Below are 13,916 nucleotides of genomic sequence, written 5' to 3' on the forward strand. Positions count from 1 at the left end.
GCCCCGCAACTGACAACGTGCAACTACTTCTCGGAAGCCTTGCGGGCGGCTTCGAACTCATCGCCGGGAAGCCACTGGATCACCTTAGGGGTAGAGATCGCTTCCCAGCCGAGCTCCATGCCGAAGCGTACAAGTTTGGCGTTGCCTGCAAAGTCCCAATCTGCATGATAGTTGTCGGAGAAGTTGTGATAGTCGTGATCGACGAACTGCTTCGCCTTCGCCTCGCCCCAGGCCTCGTCGTGGCCGTCAAAGAGCTCCCCTTGATCGACGGAAAAGGCGGGAATGCCGACGCGGGAGAGCGAGAAGTGGTCGGAGCGATAGTAGCCGCCCGCCTCGGGATGTGCGTCGGGAGTGATGGTGAGATCAAAGCGTTTCGCCGTCGCCTCAACGGTCGAATTAAAGGTCGTTCGCTGAGCCCCGTTGACATTGACCTCTCGCGGAATGCCGACGGGAAGGATCATATCGTAGTTGATGTCGAGCGCAATCTGCGATGCCGGAACCGGGGGATGCTGGCCCAGATATTCCGAGCCAAGCAATCCCTGCTCCTCTGCCGCGACCGAGGCGAAGATGACAGAGTGTGGCGGCTTGATGCCTGAGACCGCCCACGCGCGCGCCATCTCCAGCAGCATGCCGCAGCCGGTAGCATTGTCGGCAGCCCCGTTGTAGATGTTGTCGCCTGCCATGTTGGGCACGAAGCCGAGGTGATCGTAGTGTGCGGTATACATTACCGCCTGGTCGGGCTTGTGCTCGGCCACATTCGCGCCGGGAAGAATACCGACGACGTTAGGCGACTGGAAGCTGCGCACCGTACTTTCGATGTGAGCCTCGAGCGAGACGGGAAGCTCGACGGCCTTGAAGCCTTTCTTGCCTGCGGCGGTCATCTCGGTGTCAAGATCGAGGTTTGCAGCTTTGAAGAGCGTACGTGCCACTTCGAGCTGGATCCAGCTTGCGGCTGCGAGCTGCGGATCCTTGTTGTCGCGAAGATAGGTCTTCTCACTTGTGTTGGAGTTCTTCACTACGTCCCAACCGTAGCTGGCAAGATCGGTACGATGAATGATGAGCGCGCCGATGGCTCCCTTGCGGGCAGCCTCTTCGAATTTGTAGGTCCAACGACCGTAGTAGGTGAGCGCCTTTCCGCCGAAGAACTTCGGATCGTCCGACGGAGGATCTCCGACGATGCAGAGAACAACCTTGCCTTTGACGTCGACGCCGGCGTAATCATCCCAGCCAAACTCCGGAGCTACCACGCCATAGCCGACGAAGACGATCGGAGCGTTGATGTCGACGGATGGCGTGAGCTTGCGATTGCTGACGGTGTAGTCGTCGCCATAAGTGAGATCGTAGGAGTGGAGCATGATGGATATGCCGCCTTCAGGCTTCTTCGGCACGAGAGAAAAGTGCGTCTTGTCGCCGATGGTCTTCGTCCCCACGAAGTTGACCTGCTGCAGATACGTGCCGTCATCGCCACCGGGCTTGAGGCCATAGAGCGCAAACTGCGTTGCAATGTACTTTGCAGCGATCTCGCCCCCACGCATTCCGGGTCCACGCCCTTCCAGCAGATCGTCGGAGAGAAACTTGACGTGCGCACGAATCTTCTCGGCGTCAACCGCAGCTTCTGCAGACTTGACCGCAGGAGGAATGGTCTGCGCGAGTGCAGCGGCGGAGAGCATGAGAAGCGGAAGGACGGTGATGCGGATGGTTCTCACGTGTGGGCTCCTGCGAGTCGAGGCAATGACTTTAGTTTAGAGGCTGGGCGCGATGTGCTTCCCTTTTTGGGACTTGGAGCGGGGTCAGGCTCAGGCAAGCGCACGGAACGAATCTCCATGACATCGAGGCGCTGAAGGATCTTGCGGGCGAGCCCTGTGAGCGGAAGCGAGGGCAGGCGGCTGGTGCGGACCCACCGAAGGTCGGCGCGGGCCGCGGGAACGGCGCGTCGCAGAGCGCGGTCGTTGCTGCCGCGAGGAGCGAAGACCTGCACATAGTAGTTGGTATTGGTAATGGAGTGGCGCACGCGAAGCATGGGCTCACGGCCCTCGATGACGTCGAGGGGAAGCGGTGGAAGCTCGTACATGCCGGCCATCAGGCTGACATCGTTCGCGCGACGCTCGAGCAGAACCTCGGTGATGGTGCCACGCTTACGCAGCGAGAGCAGGTGTGCGACCGGGCGGCTGCGCTGGACCGCGCGTAGAAGAGTGACGTGTTCTCCGCGCGTCTTGCACATCGCAAAGACAGGGCAATTGAGGCAGAGAGGGGCACGGGGCGTGCAGATGGTGGCGCCAAGCTCCATCATGGCCTGGTTGTGATCGCCGGCGGCGTTGGATTTCGGGTCGACGCGACGGCGCGGGACCAGAGATGCGGCCTGGCGCTGCAGGAAGGTTCTGCTGACCAGGGTTCCATCCTTGGGACGGCCCAGCAGGCGGAGGAGGACGCGCTCGACGTTCCCGTCGACGACGGGAATGCTTTCGCCGAAGGCGATGCTGGCAATCGCAGCGCAGGTGTATTCGCCGATGCCGGGGAGGGTACGGAGTTCGGCGGAGGTATGAGGCAGCACACCGCCACGCTCTTCGGTGATAAACTTCGCGGCCTTGTGGAGCATGCGTGCACGGCGATAGTAGCCAAGTCCAGACCAGGCGGCGAGAACCTCCTCTTCCTCTGCGAGGGCAAGCGAAAGGACTGTGGGGAAACGGCGCAGGAAAGCGTGGTAGTGCTCGATGACCGCAGCGACGCGGGTCTGCTGCAGCATGACTTCGGAGACCCAGGTGCGGTACGGATCAGTGATTCCGCGCCAGGGAAGCTCGCGGGCGTGCAACCGATACCAGTTCATGAGACGCCTGCGAAAGACGGGAGGGTCAAGCTGGGTAAGGGCGGCAGCCTTCGCCTCGGGCTCGTCGTTGGGAAAAGGGCGCTGTCGAGCTTGCATGCGGAGGTCAGTCTATCGCCTCTCGTGAAGACGTACTATGGAGAAGTATGCAACCAGCGCCTTTTCCTACATCAAGAGTAACGAGACGAAGCGTGCTCCGGTTTGTAGCCGCGGCCGCGGGACTGGAGGCTGCAGGGCCCTTTTCATGGGCCACACAGACAGGCACTCCCAGTACGCCCGCTTCTGTGACGGATGAGGCTCGATGGCACGAGACGTGGAAGGCGGCGCTGACGTGCCTGGCAGGAAACATCCGAACAGTGCCGAGCTATGATCGGCCTGTCCTCTTTGAAGGAGCCGTCTATCCAGGGATCTGGCAGGAGTGCGGTCCACACGAGGGACTGGTCTACGGAACGCTGGCAAAGTGTGTCTCCGCGAGCGATCCCGCGAAGGCTCCGCTCGCCGCGGCGAAGAACAACCATATGGCATTCTTTGCGCTGCAGCGAGAGGATGGCCAGTTACCCGCATCCGTCAAGATGAGCGAGGCAGGGTATGGACAGATCCAGATGGTGGTTCCGATCGCCGCGACGGCCTGGGAGCTCTCGCAGCTTACAGGCGATGACGAGCTGCTGGTAACGGCCTACAAGGCCTGCAGCCGCTGGGATGCGTGGCTGCGAAGATATCGCAATACGCGCGGAACGGGACTGGTAGAAGGCTTTTGCACGTACGACACGGGGCACGACAATAGCCCGAGGTGGAAGGGTGTTCCGAATCGCTGCCCGGATGCGGATGCACGAAAGTTTCCGGCGGGCGTTGGCGTACCCAGGCTGTGTCCCGATCTTTCGGCGACGGTATTCGGTGGACGCGTGGCACTGGCTGCCATGGCGAAGGCCCTGGGCAAGCCCGACGAGGCCGCGCGATGGCAGACCGAAGCCGAAGAACTGCGCCTGTTGATTCTTTCCAAGCTCTATGACCCGCAAGACGCCGCCTTCTACGATCTGGACAGCGAAAACAAGTTTGTCCGGGTGCGTTCGGACGTGATCAGCCGCGTGCTGGGCGAGCACGTGCTGAAGATGTCGGACGCGCATGACCGCACGATCTTCGAAGCGGTGTGGACGAGGCAGATCCATAACCCGAAGGCGTTCTGGGCTCCTTATCCCCTCACCTCGGTCGCTATGGACGATCCGACGTTCGTCCGGCCGATTCCGCGCAATAGCTGGGGTGGAGCCACACAAGCGTTGACGGCGCTGCGCGCTCCGCGCTGGATGGACCACTACGGCAAGGGCGCTGAACTGAAGCAGATGATGCACAAGTGGTGCGAGGCGATTATGCGAAACATCGAGTTCCGGCAGCAGATGGATCCGATGACCGGCGATTTTACTCAGAAAGATCCTAGCGGTTACTCGCCGGCAGCGCTGGTGTTTCTGGATTACGCTCGCAGGCTGGACCGTGCTCCGGCCGTGTAGGTCAATTGCCCGTTGCCTATCGCGACCGCGTTGAACGATGCTGGCTTCACCTTTTCAGAGAAGAGATGACTTGCCCATGAGATTCCAGACGCTCGGCCTACTCCTGCTTTTAATTCCATCGCTTGCTTCGGCAGCGGCACAGGGAACGGTTCCCACATTCGTGCAGAAGGTGGGCGCGAACTCGTACACGCTTGTGGGCAGCGACCCGGCGAAGGGCGGCACAACCACCGTGGCAACTGTCGTGGCTCCGGTGACCCTGTCGTTCGAATCGAAGAAGGTCGCGGGCAAGCCGTTCGCCCTGAGCGCGGACGCGGACGTTCCGGCGCTGTTGCGATCGCCGGTCTTTGCGCGCTTCCACTTCGGAGCGGCAGGCACGACCCAGTACCTCGACGCGATGCTGCGTACGACCTTTCCCTCGTCGAAGGACTGGCACACGCTGCTGGGCAGGCCGGAGATAAAGCCGGTGAAGGTGACGATCCCGGTGGGCTACGGCTATGTGCTTACCTCAAAGGCGACTGGCGAGGCGGCTGCCGTCGTCGATCTCGAATTCCTGCAGAAGGAGATCTTCAAGCAGCTTCCGAAGCAGGACGGCAAGCTGGTTCTCGCGATCACCCACAACACCACGTTCTATGCGATGGGCGATGCCACGGTGTGCTGCTCGTGGGGGACGCACGGTGTGGACCGGGCGACCGGCAACTCGTTCGTGCTCGCGAGTTATCTGCGTCGCGCTCCTGCTGTGATCATCGATCAAGACGTGCAGCCGTTGACGCAGCAGCTGGCCGAGTTCGTCAACGACCCTCTGTTCGATCCGCTCTATCAGCATGAGCTGTACGATCAGCACCTGAATCCCGCTTCCGCGCCCGGCAACCCGGTCAGCTGGATGCGACCGGCGTCGATGCGGCCTGGCGATGGCGGCCGCTGCGGAGGCACGCGGGTGGCTTCGACCTACTTTCAGCTTCAGCCTACGGACACCAACCTGAAGAACAACTTTCCCGAGTCGAAGCCCTTTGCGGTTGGCGCGGGAAGCGCAGCGTATCACGTACAGAATGTCGCGCTGATGCCGTGGTACCTCGGCTCGTCGGACAGCCTGGGCAGCACGTACAGCTTCCCTGACGAGAAGGTGCTGACGGAGGCTGCGAAGCCGTGCCCGGAACGCCGCGCCGCCGGTTCCGCCGCTCCTGACAAGCCCACCGCGGAGGCCATCGTGCCGCCCGCGAAGGAGAACGGACACAAGCTGATCGGCTACTGGGCCGGTTATGGGAGCGCCAACTCCACGTTTTCGCTGCGAGAGGTTTCGCCGCAGTGGGACTACATCCTTGTAGCCTTCGCTACGCCGGATAAGAATGCGCCCGAAGGGACGATGCAGTTCCATCCGCCGACGGGGATGGACGACGCGACGTTCAAGGCCGATGTCGCCTTCCTGAAGAGCAAGGGCAAGAAGGTGATGATCTCGCTCGGCGGCGGCGGACAACACTTCACCCTGGCAGACCCGGCGCGGGTTCCGACTTATGTTTCGTCGGTGACGAAGATCGTCCAAGAGTATGGCTTCGATGGAATCGACATCGACTTCGAGAGCCCTTCGCTGTCGATCGATCCGGGCGACACCGACTTCAAGCATCCGACCACGCCTTCGATTGTGAACCTGATCAACGCGCTGCGGCAGCTGCACGATCACTTCGGGCCGCAGTTCATGATCTCTCTGGTTCCAGAAGGGACGCAGATTCCGGGCGGCTATCCCAGCTACGGCGGACAGTTCGGGTCGTACCTTGCGATTACCTACGCGATCCGCGACATCCTTACCTTCATCGACGTGCAGGACTACAACACACCACCGCTCCAGGGACTGGATGGCGAGATCTACCAGGCTGGCCACGTGGACTATCACGCCGCGATGACAGAGCTGCTGCTGCACGGCTTCAACGTCGGCGGCGATGCGTCGCATTTCTTTCCGCCGCTTCCGGCGAAGCAGGTTGCAGTGGGCTTCCTGGTTGGCGACGTAGAGACGTCGGAGGTAGACCAGGCGATGGCCTACATTATCACCGGCAAGGCTCCGGCGGGTACGCGGTACAGGCTGCGCAAACCCGGAGGTTATCCGGAGATGATCGGCGCGATGTTCTGGACGATCGACGGCGATCGGCGGGGGAACTACAACTTCTCCAACTCGGTGGGGCCGCTGCTGCACGGGTACCCCCCTCCCCACGAAAAGTAGGCAAAGTATTGATTTTGCTTGGCTTAGGCCTGGACTATCTTCGTAAAGTCTTGATTCAATGGGGTTAAGCTTCAAAGTATTGATTCTGAAATGCTTATGGCCCCGGGTTGAGATCCGGGCCATCTTATTTTTCTTTTCGCTATGAATAGTTTAGCGAATCGGGCGTAACTGATCGGCAGTTTTAAGAGATCGTGTGATCTGGAATAAAGTATTGATCCGATTGCGCCTATCAGAGAATTCGAGTTCGTTTCAGGCTTGAAGGGTCTTGACAGTGTTGTGGCCCGGCCAGACGCAGATCCTTCGACTGCGTGATTCGCGTTGCGAACCACTTCGCTCAGGATGACACTTTTGGGGTGACACAGGCGAAAGACGGTTCGAGCTTTCGCTCGAATGAATCCACATCTCTGATTCGAGATGCGAGGCATCCGGCACTCGGCGATCTTCCAAAGAGTCGGCGTTATTGCGGCGGCTCTTTGCCGGACTGCTCGCTGGCCATGTACTCGGCGTACCAGTCGGGCCAGTTTTCGTCGTACTTTCCGCCGTTGCGTTTTTCGTGTTCGCCGTGGGCTGCGCCTGCGCGACGAAGTGCGGCGGCGAGATCGGCGGCCGAGGCGAAGCTCGTTATCCCCGAGTCGATGCGACCGGCCAGCCGCGTCGTGAGCTCCTGGAAGAGCCAGCCGTTGCCGTCCGGATCGCTGAAGGAGGCGAAAGAGCGGTAGCTGCCGTGGTTGGGATCGGGGCCGCTGACACGGAGCCGTCCAAAGAGGTAGGGATCGTCGGGGCCTGCGTAGACGCCTTCGTTGTGGAACACCTCACTGACCTTGACACCGCGACCGATCAGCTCGGCCCGTACGGCTTCGATGTCGGAGACGATGAGATACAAACCCTGGGCGGAGCCGGGGGGAGCTGCGGTGACGTTTTTGCCGAAGATGACGGAGCATCCGGAGCCGGGGGGCGTGAACTGGATGACGCGGAAGTCGGTTCCGTTGTCGAAGTCGGCGTCAAGGCGCCAACCGAGCCCCGCGTAGAACTCCTTTGCGCGATCGACATCCGAGACGGGGATGACGACGATTTCGAGCTTCATCGGTGAAGGCGAGGATGGAAGAGAAGAGGGCGTGGCTTCAGGCGGTGTCATGGCTTGTTCTCCTTACAGAGTGGCCCGTTACGCAGATTGATGACTTGAAGCGTGATTCAACCTTAGCCAGTATGCCAGAACAAAGCGAGAGATTCGATGAACAGGGATGTGGGGCACCGCATCAACCTGGGCTAGCTGGTGAGAATCTGTTCCAACCTCTGGAGGTTTGACCGCTCCCCCATCACGATCAGAAAATCGCCCGCCGAGATCTGAAATTCAGGCGGCGGATTGAACGTCGTCTCGCCACTCTTTTTCCGAATCGCGAGCACGATCACGCCCGACTTTCGCAACTCCAGTAACTGCCCGAGGGTCTTGTGCGTGTGTTCTGCGTTTTGAGTTACGCAGACCTGTTCCATTCTGACCCCTGGCCCGATGTTACTTCTGCCGAAGTCCATAAACTCCACCACGTGGGGCCTTAGCAACGAATCGGCGAGCTGGCGTCCCGTCATCGAATGCGGAGTGAAGACGGTATCGGCACCCGCGCGCCGCAGCTTCTCCTCGGCCTCTTCCTCGGAGGCTCGCGTGACGACGGTCAGCTTCGAATTCAATGTCTTCGCCGAGAGGATGATGAACAGATTCTCGGCGTCGGAGGGCAGTGCAGCAATCAATCCCGTGGCGCGAAGGACTCCCGCTTCGCGGAGGCTGTCGTCATGCGTGGCATCGGCGACAATCCCAAGCATTCCCGAGCTCGTTGCCTTCTCAACGCGATACTCGCTGCGATCGATCACCAGAAAGGGAACGTTGGCCCGCTGAAATTCATATGCGGCGTTTCGGCCCACTCGACCGAAGCCGCAGATGATGAAGTGGTCGTGCAGATGCTCGATCATGCGTTTCTTTCTGCGTTTGCCATATCGGTCCTGCAACTCGAGTTCGATAATAGTCTGGGTCATGGCACCGATTGCCACAAAGAGCGTACCCACACCAAAGACGATCAGGAACGAGTTGAAGACGCGCCCCGCGTGGCTGAGAGCCCGAACCTCCGCATAACCCACGGTGGTGATCGTGGTCAGGGTCATGTAGAAGCCGTCGAACCAGGAATAGTCTTCGATGAACACGAAGCCGGTTGTTCCAACGAGCAGGATGAAGCTCAATAACCCGAAGATCAAAAGGATGCGGTGAAGCAGACGTGCTGGCATCGGGATCTTCCCTATCGAGGTCCTGAATCCGTTCCCTGCAAGCTTGGCTGGGTCAGCAGTTCTGGTACTTCCAGTTGCGCTGCTTGCCTTCGGCGATCCAGTCGATGGCCTGGGCAATGCGCTTTTCTTTGGTCTCGGCACGCTTGGCGTCGGCGATCCATTCGGCGTACTCGCGCTGCGAACCTGGGGCGAAGTCGTTCCAGACTTTTGTGGCAGCCTTGTTCTTCTTGAGAGCGGCGGCGAGCTCGGCGGGGATTTCAGGAGCAGGTTTGGCGGCCTTCTTCGGGCGCGTCATGGTTTTGGCACCTTCGTCGATGAACGCTGCGGCCTGCTTGCAGTAGGCAGTGAGGACCTTGTTGGGTGGGAGGTCCTTGAGGGTAGTGATCTTGCCCATCGCTCCCATGTTGCCGTTTTTCGCGATGCCCTGCTCTTCGAGGTAGGCCTTCATGGCTCCGCCAAACAGGCCGAAGCTGCAGTGGGCTTTAAAGGCGGCGATGTTGCCGAACATCTGGCCCTTGTAAGTGAAGAAGGGCATCGACCACTTGATGCTCTCCTCGATGTCGGGGACGGATTTGTGGACGAGCTCACGCAGGTGCGTGAGGATGGGCTGCGCGAAGGCAGCGGACTTATTGATGTAGGCGTCGACGCGAGGATCGAAGGAATCGGCAGATTTCATGGCGAGCAGTTTATCGCGGAGCGAGTTTATGGGGAACTCTTCTGTGACGATCGTCAGCGAGTTTTCCGCCTCGCAGTTGACGTTCGAAATTTCCGGATTGTCTCCGGACCGACTCACAGATAGCATGTGATGCACTTTGAGGTGTGACTGATCAATGAACATCTTCGGACGGTGGCTTGTCGCTAATGTTGTCGGTATGTCCATCGGTTTGGGTACGCATTCTTTCCTGGCTCACGGATTGACCGGTCTGCACGGCAACACGATGACGCCCGTCCAGTGGATTGCCCACATCGTTTCCTTCGGCTGGGCTGCAGCGATCATCTTTTTCTGTCAGCGCAAGTCGGCACCGGCGTTGTTTCAATCCGGTGTAGCGCCAGTCTTTCGCGCGTGCGTTTTGGCGACCGTGGCTTTTCTCGGTGTGTGGTCTCTGGCCGGAATCCCTTTCGACATCCTGGCAGCGTTTCTTGCCTTCGGCCTGAGTTTGGGCCTGGCGCTTCGAAACCGAACAATGCAAGCGGTGCTTGCCCTGGCCGCGACGACCGCGGGCGCCGGAATTGTTACGGTGGGATCGGGTCTCCCCATCGCTGGCAAGCTTATGGCGGCATTCGGTGGCGGACTCGCTGGAGACGCCACGCTTTGGACTTATATCGGAGTCGTGGGTGGGGTGTCGTCAGGCCTGTTGGGATCGTTCGCCCTGCGACGCGTGATCGCAAATGATTCAGTAGCAAAAGTGAAGGTCGCGGCAGGCTAGCAACTTCTGCGAAAGTGGGTGCCAACAGTCATCCTGTCATCGAATCGTTGGCCTTAGATGGGGCACCCACTCCCGTGCAATCTGCAACTAAACGGTGTCGCCGGGTTTGGGTTTGGGCATGGCGGGATCGGGTTTCGTGGGATAGGGCGGTCCCTTGGCGAGCACCTTCCCCATAGCGTCGTCGTAATCGTAGATGTCGTTGAAGAAATGCACGTGGCCATCCTCTTCGACCTCGGCGGTGACGTAGAAGATGACGATGGGAACGGGAGTCTTGAGGTTGACCTGGTGGTTGTTGGGCCCGTCATTCAGGGCTTCGTGGACCTTGTCGATATCCCAATCCTGGCCATCCCTGTCCTTCTGGCCTTCGAGGAGCCAAGTGGCGAGCTCATCCGGCTTCTGCACGCGCACGCAGCCGTGGCTGAAGTCACGCCGGGTGCGATCGAAGAGCTGTGTGGCTGGCGTGGAGTGGAGGTAGATGTCGTACTGGTTGGGAAACATGAACTTGATCAGGCCAAGGGAGTTTTTGGGGCCGGGCTTTTCGCGAACGATGACGCCGCCCTGCGCGACCTGTTTCGCGGTGTAGCTGGGAACGATCTGCCCCTTGCCATTGATGACCTCGAAGTTGTGGCTTTCAAGATAGCCGTGATTCGCCGCGATCTTCGGGGCCAGCTCGTTGCGGGCGATGTCAGTGGGGACGTTCCAGTAGGGACGGAAGACGAGGTAGCGCATCATGTGCGCGAAGACGGGTGTCTGGTGCTCGCCGACGACCTTGCCGACGACGACCTTCATGGTGAAGTCGAGCTTGTGTTCGGGGCTATAGCCGCGGAGGACGAACTCGGGGAGGTTCACCATCAGGCGCGGGTTGAGATAAGGCTCCGGCAGCCAGCGCCAACGCTCGAGGGCATCCTGCAGCTGCATGACACGTTGGGACATGGGCACGTTCAGACTTTTGACTGTCTCGGGGCCGAGCTTTCCGTCGACCGCGAGGCCGTGCCGCTCCTGATAGGCTTTGAGGCCTTCGCTGGCTGCCTTCGAGATGCGATCGGCCGGATCTTCGTTTCCTTCATCCCCGGCGGTGACCTGTCCGTCTCCTTCGAAGACGAGCCGCTGCTCGAGCAGATTGCCGGCCGGATAAGGGTCGCCTACGCCGAGGGCTTTGGTGACCATGGGCAGCGGAGTGGCGGCGGGGCTGTCGGGCTGGCGCTTGGCAAGGTCGATATATTGGGCCAGCGCCTGCTCGGTGCGGCGGTAGAGATCGGAGTCGGGCTCGACGGTGGAGAGAAGCGTGGGCACATCGGTGACATCGACGGCGTGGTCGGAGACGAATTCGGCGAGGTTGTACCTCTTATTGGCCACGTCGATGCCGAAGTTGAACCGCTGCGGATTGATGCGCCCGATGCGGAGATCGGAGATGAAGCGCATGACCGAGACCGTCATGGCGACGTCGAACTGCGCGATGCTCTCTTCTTCTTTGGAAGAGAGCGCCTTGATGCGCGCAGGCCAGCGGGAGCTGTCGTAGTCCTCGGGGTTGAGGCCCTTGGTGTCGGCTTCGGTGAACGCCCGGATAAAGCCATTGGCCGCAGGGGTGGGTTTGCCGTCGCGCGTCCAGGCGATCTCGTAGTTGCGGTCGTCATAGAAGGTCTTGACCAACGGTTGATAGTCCGAGATGTTGGGCCAGCGAAGGAAGGAAAGATTGCTGGAGGCGACCATCGTCTGGAGCCTGTCGGAGTAATCGGTGGTGTTGGGAGCCGAGGTGGTCTTGCGATGGCGATGGCATCCGGAGACAGACAGAAGAAGAGAAAAGACACACAAGGCGCCGGCAGAACGAAGAGTAGCCTTCATCGGAAGATGGACCATCCTGAGGAATTTGAAGCGAATCGGTACTGCTGCTCGATGGGATGCAGGCTCTTGCCGGAGATTCGGGGCTAGCCGAAGGCAAGACTAGAGCTGTCGAGCAATAGCGTTTAGTTGTGTGATGCACAGGGCGGCCTGCGTGACGAGAATGAGGCCGGTGAGCACGAGAAAGAGCTTGCGGTAGCGTGTCTCCAGAATATCCGCGAAAACCCCTCCGAGGAAGGTAAATAGGAAGGGAAGGGCCCAGAACCACGGCCGCGAGACGGCCTGGGTGGTAACAAGCGGAAACAGCGCCAGCGCCAGGAGCAGGGGCGAAGTGTTGCCGAAGTAGCGGCAGCGGCGAACCCCCAGATAGAGAACCGCCGAAACGGCAAGGGCGATGACGATGGCCGCGTTGGAGGGATCCGATAAGAAATTTCGCGCAGGCTGAAGCGAGAACCAGAAGCGCGCGCCGCCACCGGTGAAGACATAGCTGAAAGAAGCCAGACGGAAGGCGTAGGACGCCAGCAATACGACGACGGCTCCGACAGCAGAGAAGATCAGAATCTGCAGGACGTGGCTGCGGCGGCGCTCCGAGAGGTACATCATGAGGATTACGGCAGCGAGAAAGCCGACCATGGCTGCCAGCAGATGAGCCGCGGCAGTAAGGCCGAGAGCGACGGTCAGCAGGGCGATGCGTGGACGCCACTTGCGTCGAGGCCCCTGCAGGGCGTGGGCGACACCGATTGCGGTATAGACGAGGCCATAGAGTCCCCACATGGCGAGGACGTCGTTATTGGGCGTGACGGAATACCGGACGATCTCCGGACAGAAGCAATAGAGGCCCAGCGCGAAGAAACCACCCTCGTTTCCGAAGAGCCGCCGCGATACCCACCACAGTCCACCACCGAGCCAGAGGGCGAAGAAGACGAAGGGGAGATGAAGGAGATATTTGACGCTGGATAGCTCATGCCGCGCCTCCCAGGTGGAGCCGTTCAGCGCGCCGGCGGCGTAGAGACGATTCTCCGGGCTGCGCAGCTTATCGACGGCAAGCAGGACCAGCCTCTGGGCGGTAAGTGGAAAGCCGGCAACGCGGTAGCCGAAGGTTCCGTCGCCATTGAGATTGCCGCAGGAGGTAAAGTAGCCAGCGAGTGGAGAGGGACGCTCCCACATCTCGCGTCCGCAGCGGGCAAAACGATAGTCGTCGGTAGAGAGCTGCTGACGGGAGATGACCCAGACACACTGCGACAGAAAAAGCACGAGCAGCAACGCTGCCAGCCGCTGAGGCCAGCCCATCTTAAATGCAGGAACCTTCAAACGGCGTCCGCCTTCTTCTTCATCAAGCCATTGCCATGAGGCATCCTTTCTATCGTATCGTGAGAGGTATGCAGTCGCTTACTTTTACGCCCGGACGCGCCTTTCTCTCCTCCGATTCTCCTACTGCACCGCCGTGGACGGTGGTCTTTGAAGACGAAGGGATTGCAGGCTACTTCTACGCCTGCGATCGCTCGCAGACGACGCACGAGGAGAGCATTCTGGACGCGATGCTGATCTATAACGTCGAGGCGCTGGCCAAGAGTGATGCCGAGCTAGAGCGACCGGAGCCGGAGCGCATCGCCGCGGTGGAGTGGTCGCGCGACGGAATGCGAGCCTTACTGTACCTGGACGGAACCCCGCAGGGTCTGTACGACTTTGGGGAGCGAGCGGGTTACTGCCGCTTGAACTTTCCGAACTTCCTCGAAGAGCAGGGCGATACGTGGAGGAAGGCTTCCCATGCCTGGTCCGAGGCGGCGATCCAGCGCTTTGAGAGCGAGCTGTATGGGATGGCTGGATCGCCGGATACGAACGGTTAG

The 13,916-nt window shown here is 60.2% G+C and carries 11 protein-coding genes; 4 read left to right on the top strand and 7 right to left on the bottom strand.

Annotation, left to right across the window (positions count from 1 at the left end; all coding sequences use genetic code 11):
* Window positions 1–23 precede the first annotated feature (23 nt).
* Window positions 24–1,706, bottom strand: a complete 1,683-nt coding sequence (locus AC5S26_RS01350) for a M28 family peptidase (RefSeq protein WP_494183045.1) — start codon at window positions 1,704–1,706, stop codon at window positions 24–26.
* Window positions 1,703–2,920, bottom strand: a complete 1,218-nt coding sequence (locus AC5S26_RS01355; protein ID WP_494183046.1) for an A/G-specific adenine glycosylase — start codon at window positions 2,918–2,920, stop codon at window positions 1,703–1,705. The genes AC5S26_RS01350 and AC5S26_RS01355 overlap by 4 nt, the downstream gene beginning before the upstream one ends.
* 92 nt (window positions 2,921–3,012) lie before the next feature.
* Here AC5S26_RS01355 and AC5S26_RS01360 point away from each other — a divergent pair, with 92 nt between their 5' ends.
* Window positions 3,013–4,323: an MGH1-like glycoside hydrolase domain-containing protein gene (locus AC5S26_RS01360; RefSeq protein WP_494183047.1), complete on the top strand. Its 1,311-nt coding sequence runs from the start codon at window positions 3,013–3,015 to the stop codon at window positions 4,321–4,323.
* Between the two features lie 76 nt (window positions 4,324–4,399).
* On the top strand, window positions 4,400–6,532 hold the full coding sequence (locus tag AC5S26_RS01365; protein WP_494183048.1) for a glycosyl hydrolase family 18 protein: 2,133 nt from the start codon (window positions 4,400–4,402) through the stop codon (window positions 6,530–6,532).
* A gap of 457 nt (window positions 6,533–6,989) precedes the next feature.
* Here AC5S26_RS01365 and AC5S26_RS01370 read toward each other — a convergent pair whose 3' ends face one another.
* The 3 genes from AC5S26_RS01370 to AC5S26_RS01380 all read right to left on the bottom strand — a co-directional run bounded on the left by AC5S26_RS01370 (window position 6,990) and on the right by AC5S26_RS01380 (window position 9,605).
* Window positions 6,990–7,667 carry a VOC family protein gene (locus AC5S26_RS01370; protein WP_494183049.1) on the bottom strand — a complete coding sequence of 226 codons (678 nt, stop codon included), beginning with the start codon at window positions 7,665–7,667 and terminating at the stop codon, window positions 6,990–6,992.
* Window positions 7,668–7,798: 131 nt separating this feature from the next.
* Window positions 7,799–8,803: a potassium channel family protein gene (locus AC5S26_RS01375; protein ID WP_494183050.1), complete on the bottom strand. Its 1,005-nt coding sequence runs from the start codon at window positions 8,801–8,803 to the stop codon at window positions 7,799–7,801.
* Window positions 8,804–8,855: 52 nt separating this feature from the next.
* On the bottom strand, window positions 8,856–9,605 hold the full coding sequence (locus AC5S26_RS01380; RefSeq protein WP_494183051.1) for a YdeI/OmpD-associated family protein: 750 nt from the start codon (window positions 9,603–9,605) through the stop codon (window positions 8,856–8,858).
* Between the two features lie 28 nt (window positions 9,606–9,633).
* On the opposite strand from AC5S26_RS01380, the gene AC5S26_RS01385 reads away from it, so the two are divergent.
* Window positions 9,634–10,230: a hypothetical protein gene (locus AC5S26_RS01385; RefSeq protein WP_494183052.1), complete on the top strand. Its 597-nt coding sequence runs from the start codon at window positions 9,634–9,636 to the stop codon at window positions 10,228–10,230.
* Window positions 10,231–10,317: 87 nt separating this feature from the next.
* Here the strand turns inward: AC5S26_RS01385 and AC5S26_RS01390 are convergent, their stop codons facing one another.
* Window positions 10,318–12,072, bottom strand: a complete 1,755-nt coding sequence (locus tag AC5S26_RS01390; RefSeq protein WP_494183053.1) for a L,D-transpeptidase family protein — start codon at window positions 12,070–12,072, stop codon at window positions 10,318–10,320.
* 99 nt (window positions 12,073–12,171) lie between these two features.
* A complete protein-coding gene (locus AC5S26_RS01395) occupies window positions 12,172–13,359 on the bottom strand; it encodes a hypothetical protein (RefSeq protein ID WP_494183054.1) in 1,188 nt (395 codons plus the stop codon).
* Window positions 13,360–13,448: 89 nt separating this feature from the next.
* Here AC5S26_RS01395 and AC5S26_RS01400 point away from each other — a divergent pair, with 89 nt between their 5' ends.
* Window positions 13,449–13,916, top strand: coding sequence for a DUF2251 domain-containing protein (locus tag AC5S26_RS01400; RefSeq protein WP_494183055.1), 468 nt, complete (start codon window positions 13,449–13,451; stop codon window positions 13,914–13,916).

The sequence above is a fragment of the Edaphobacter sp. FHG110511_03 genome (assembly GCF_059115365.1).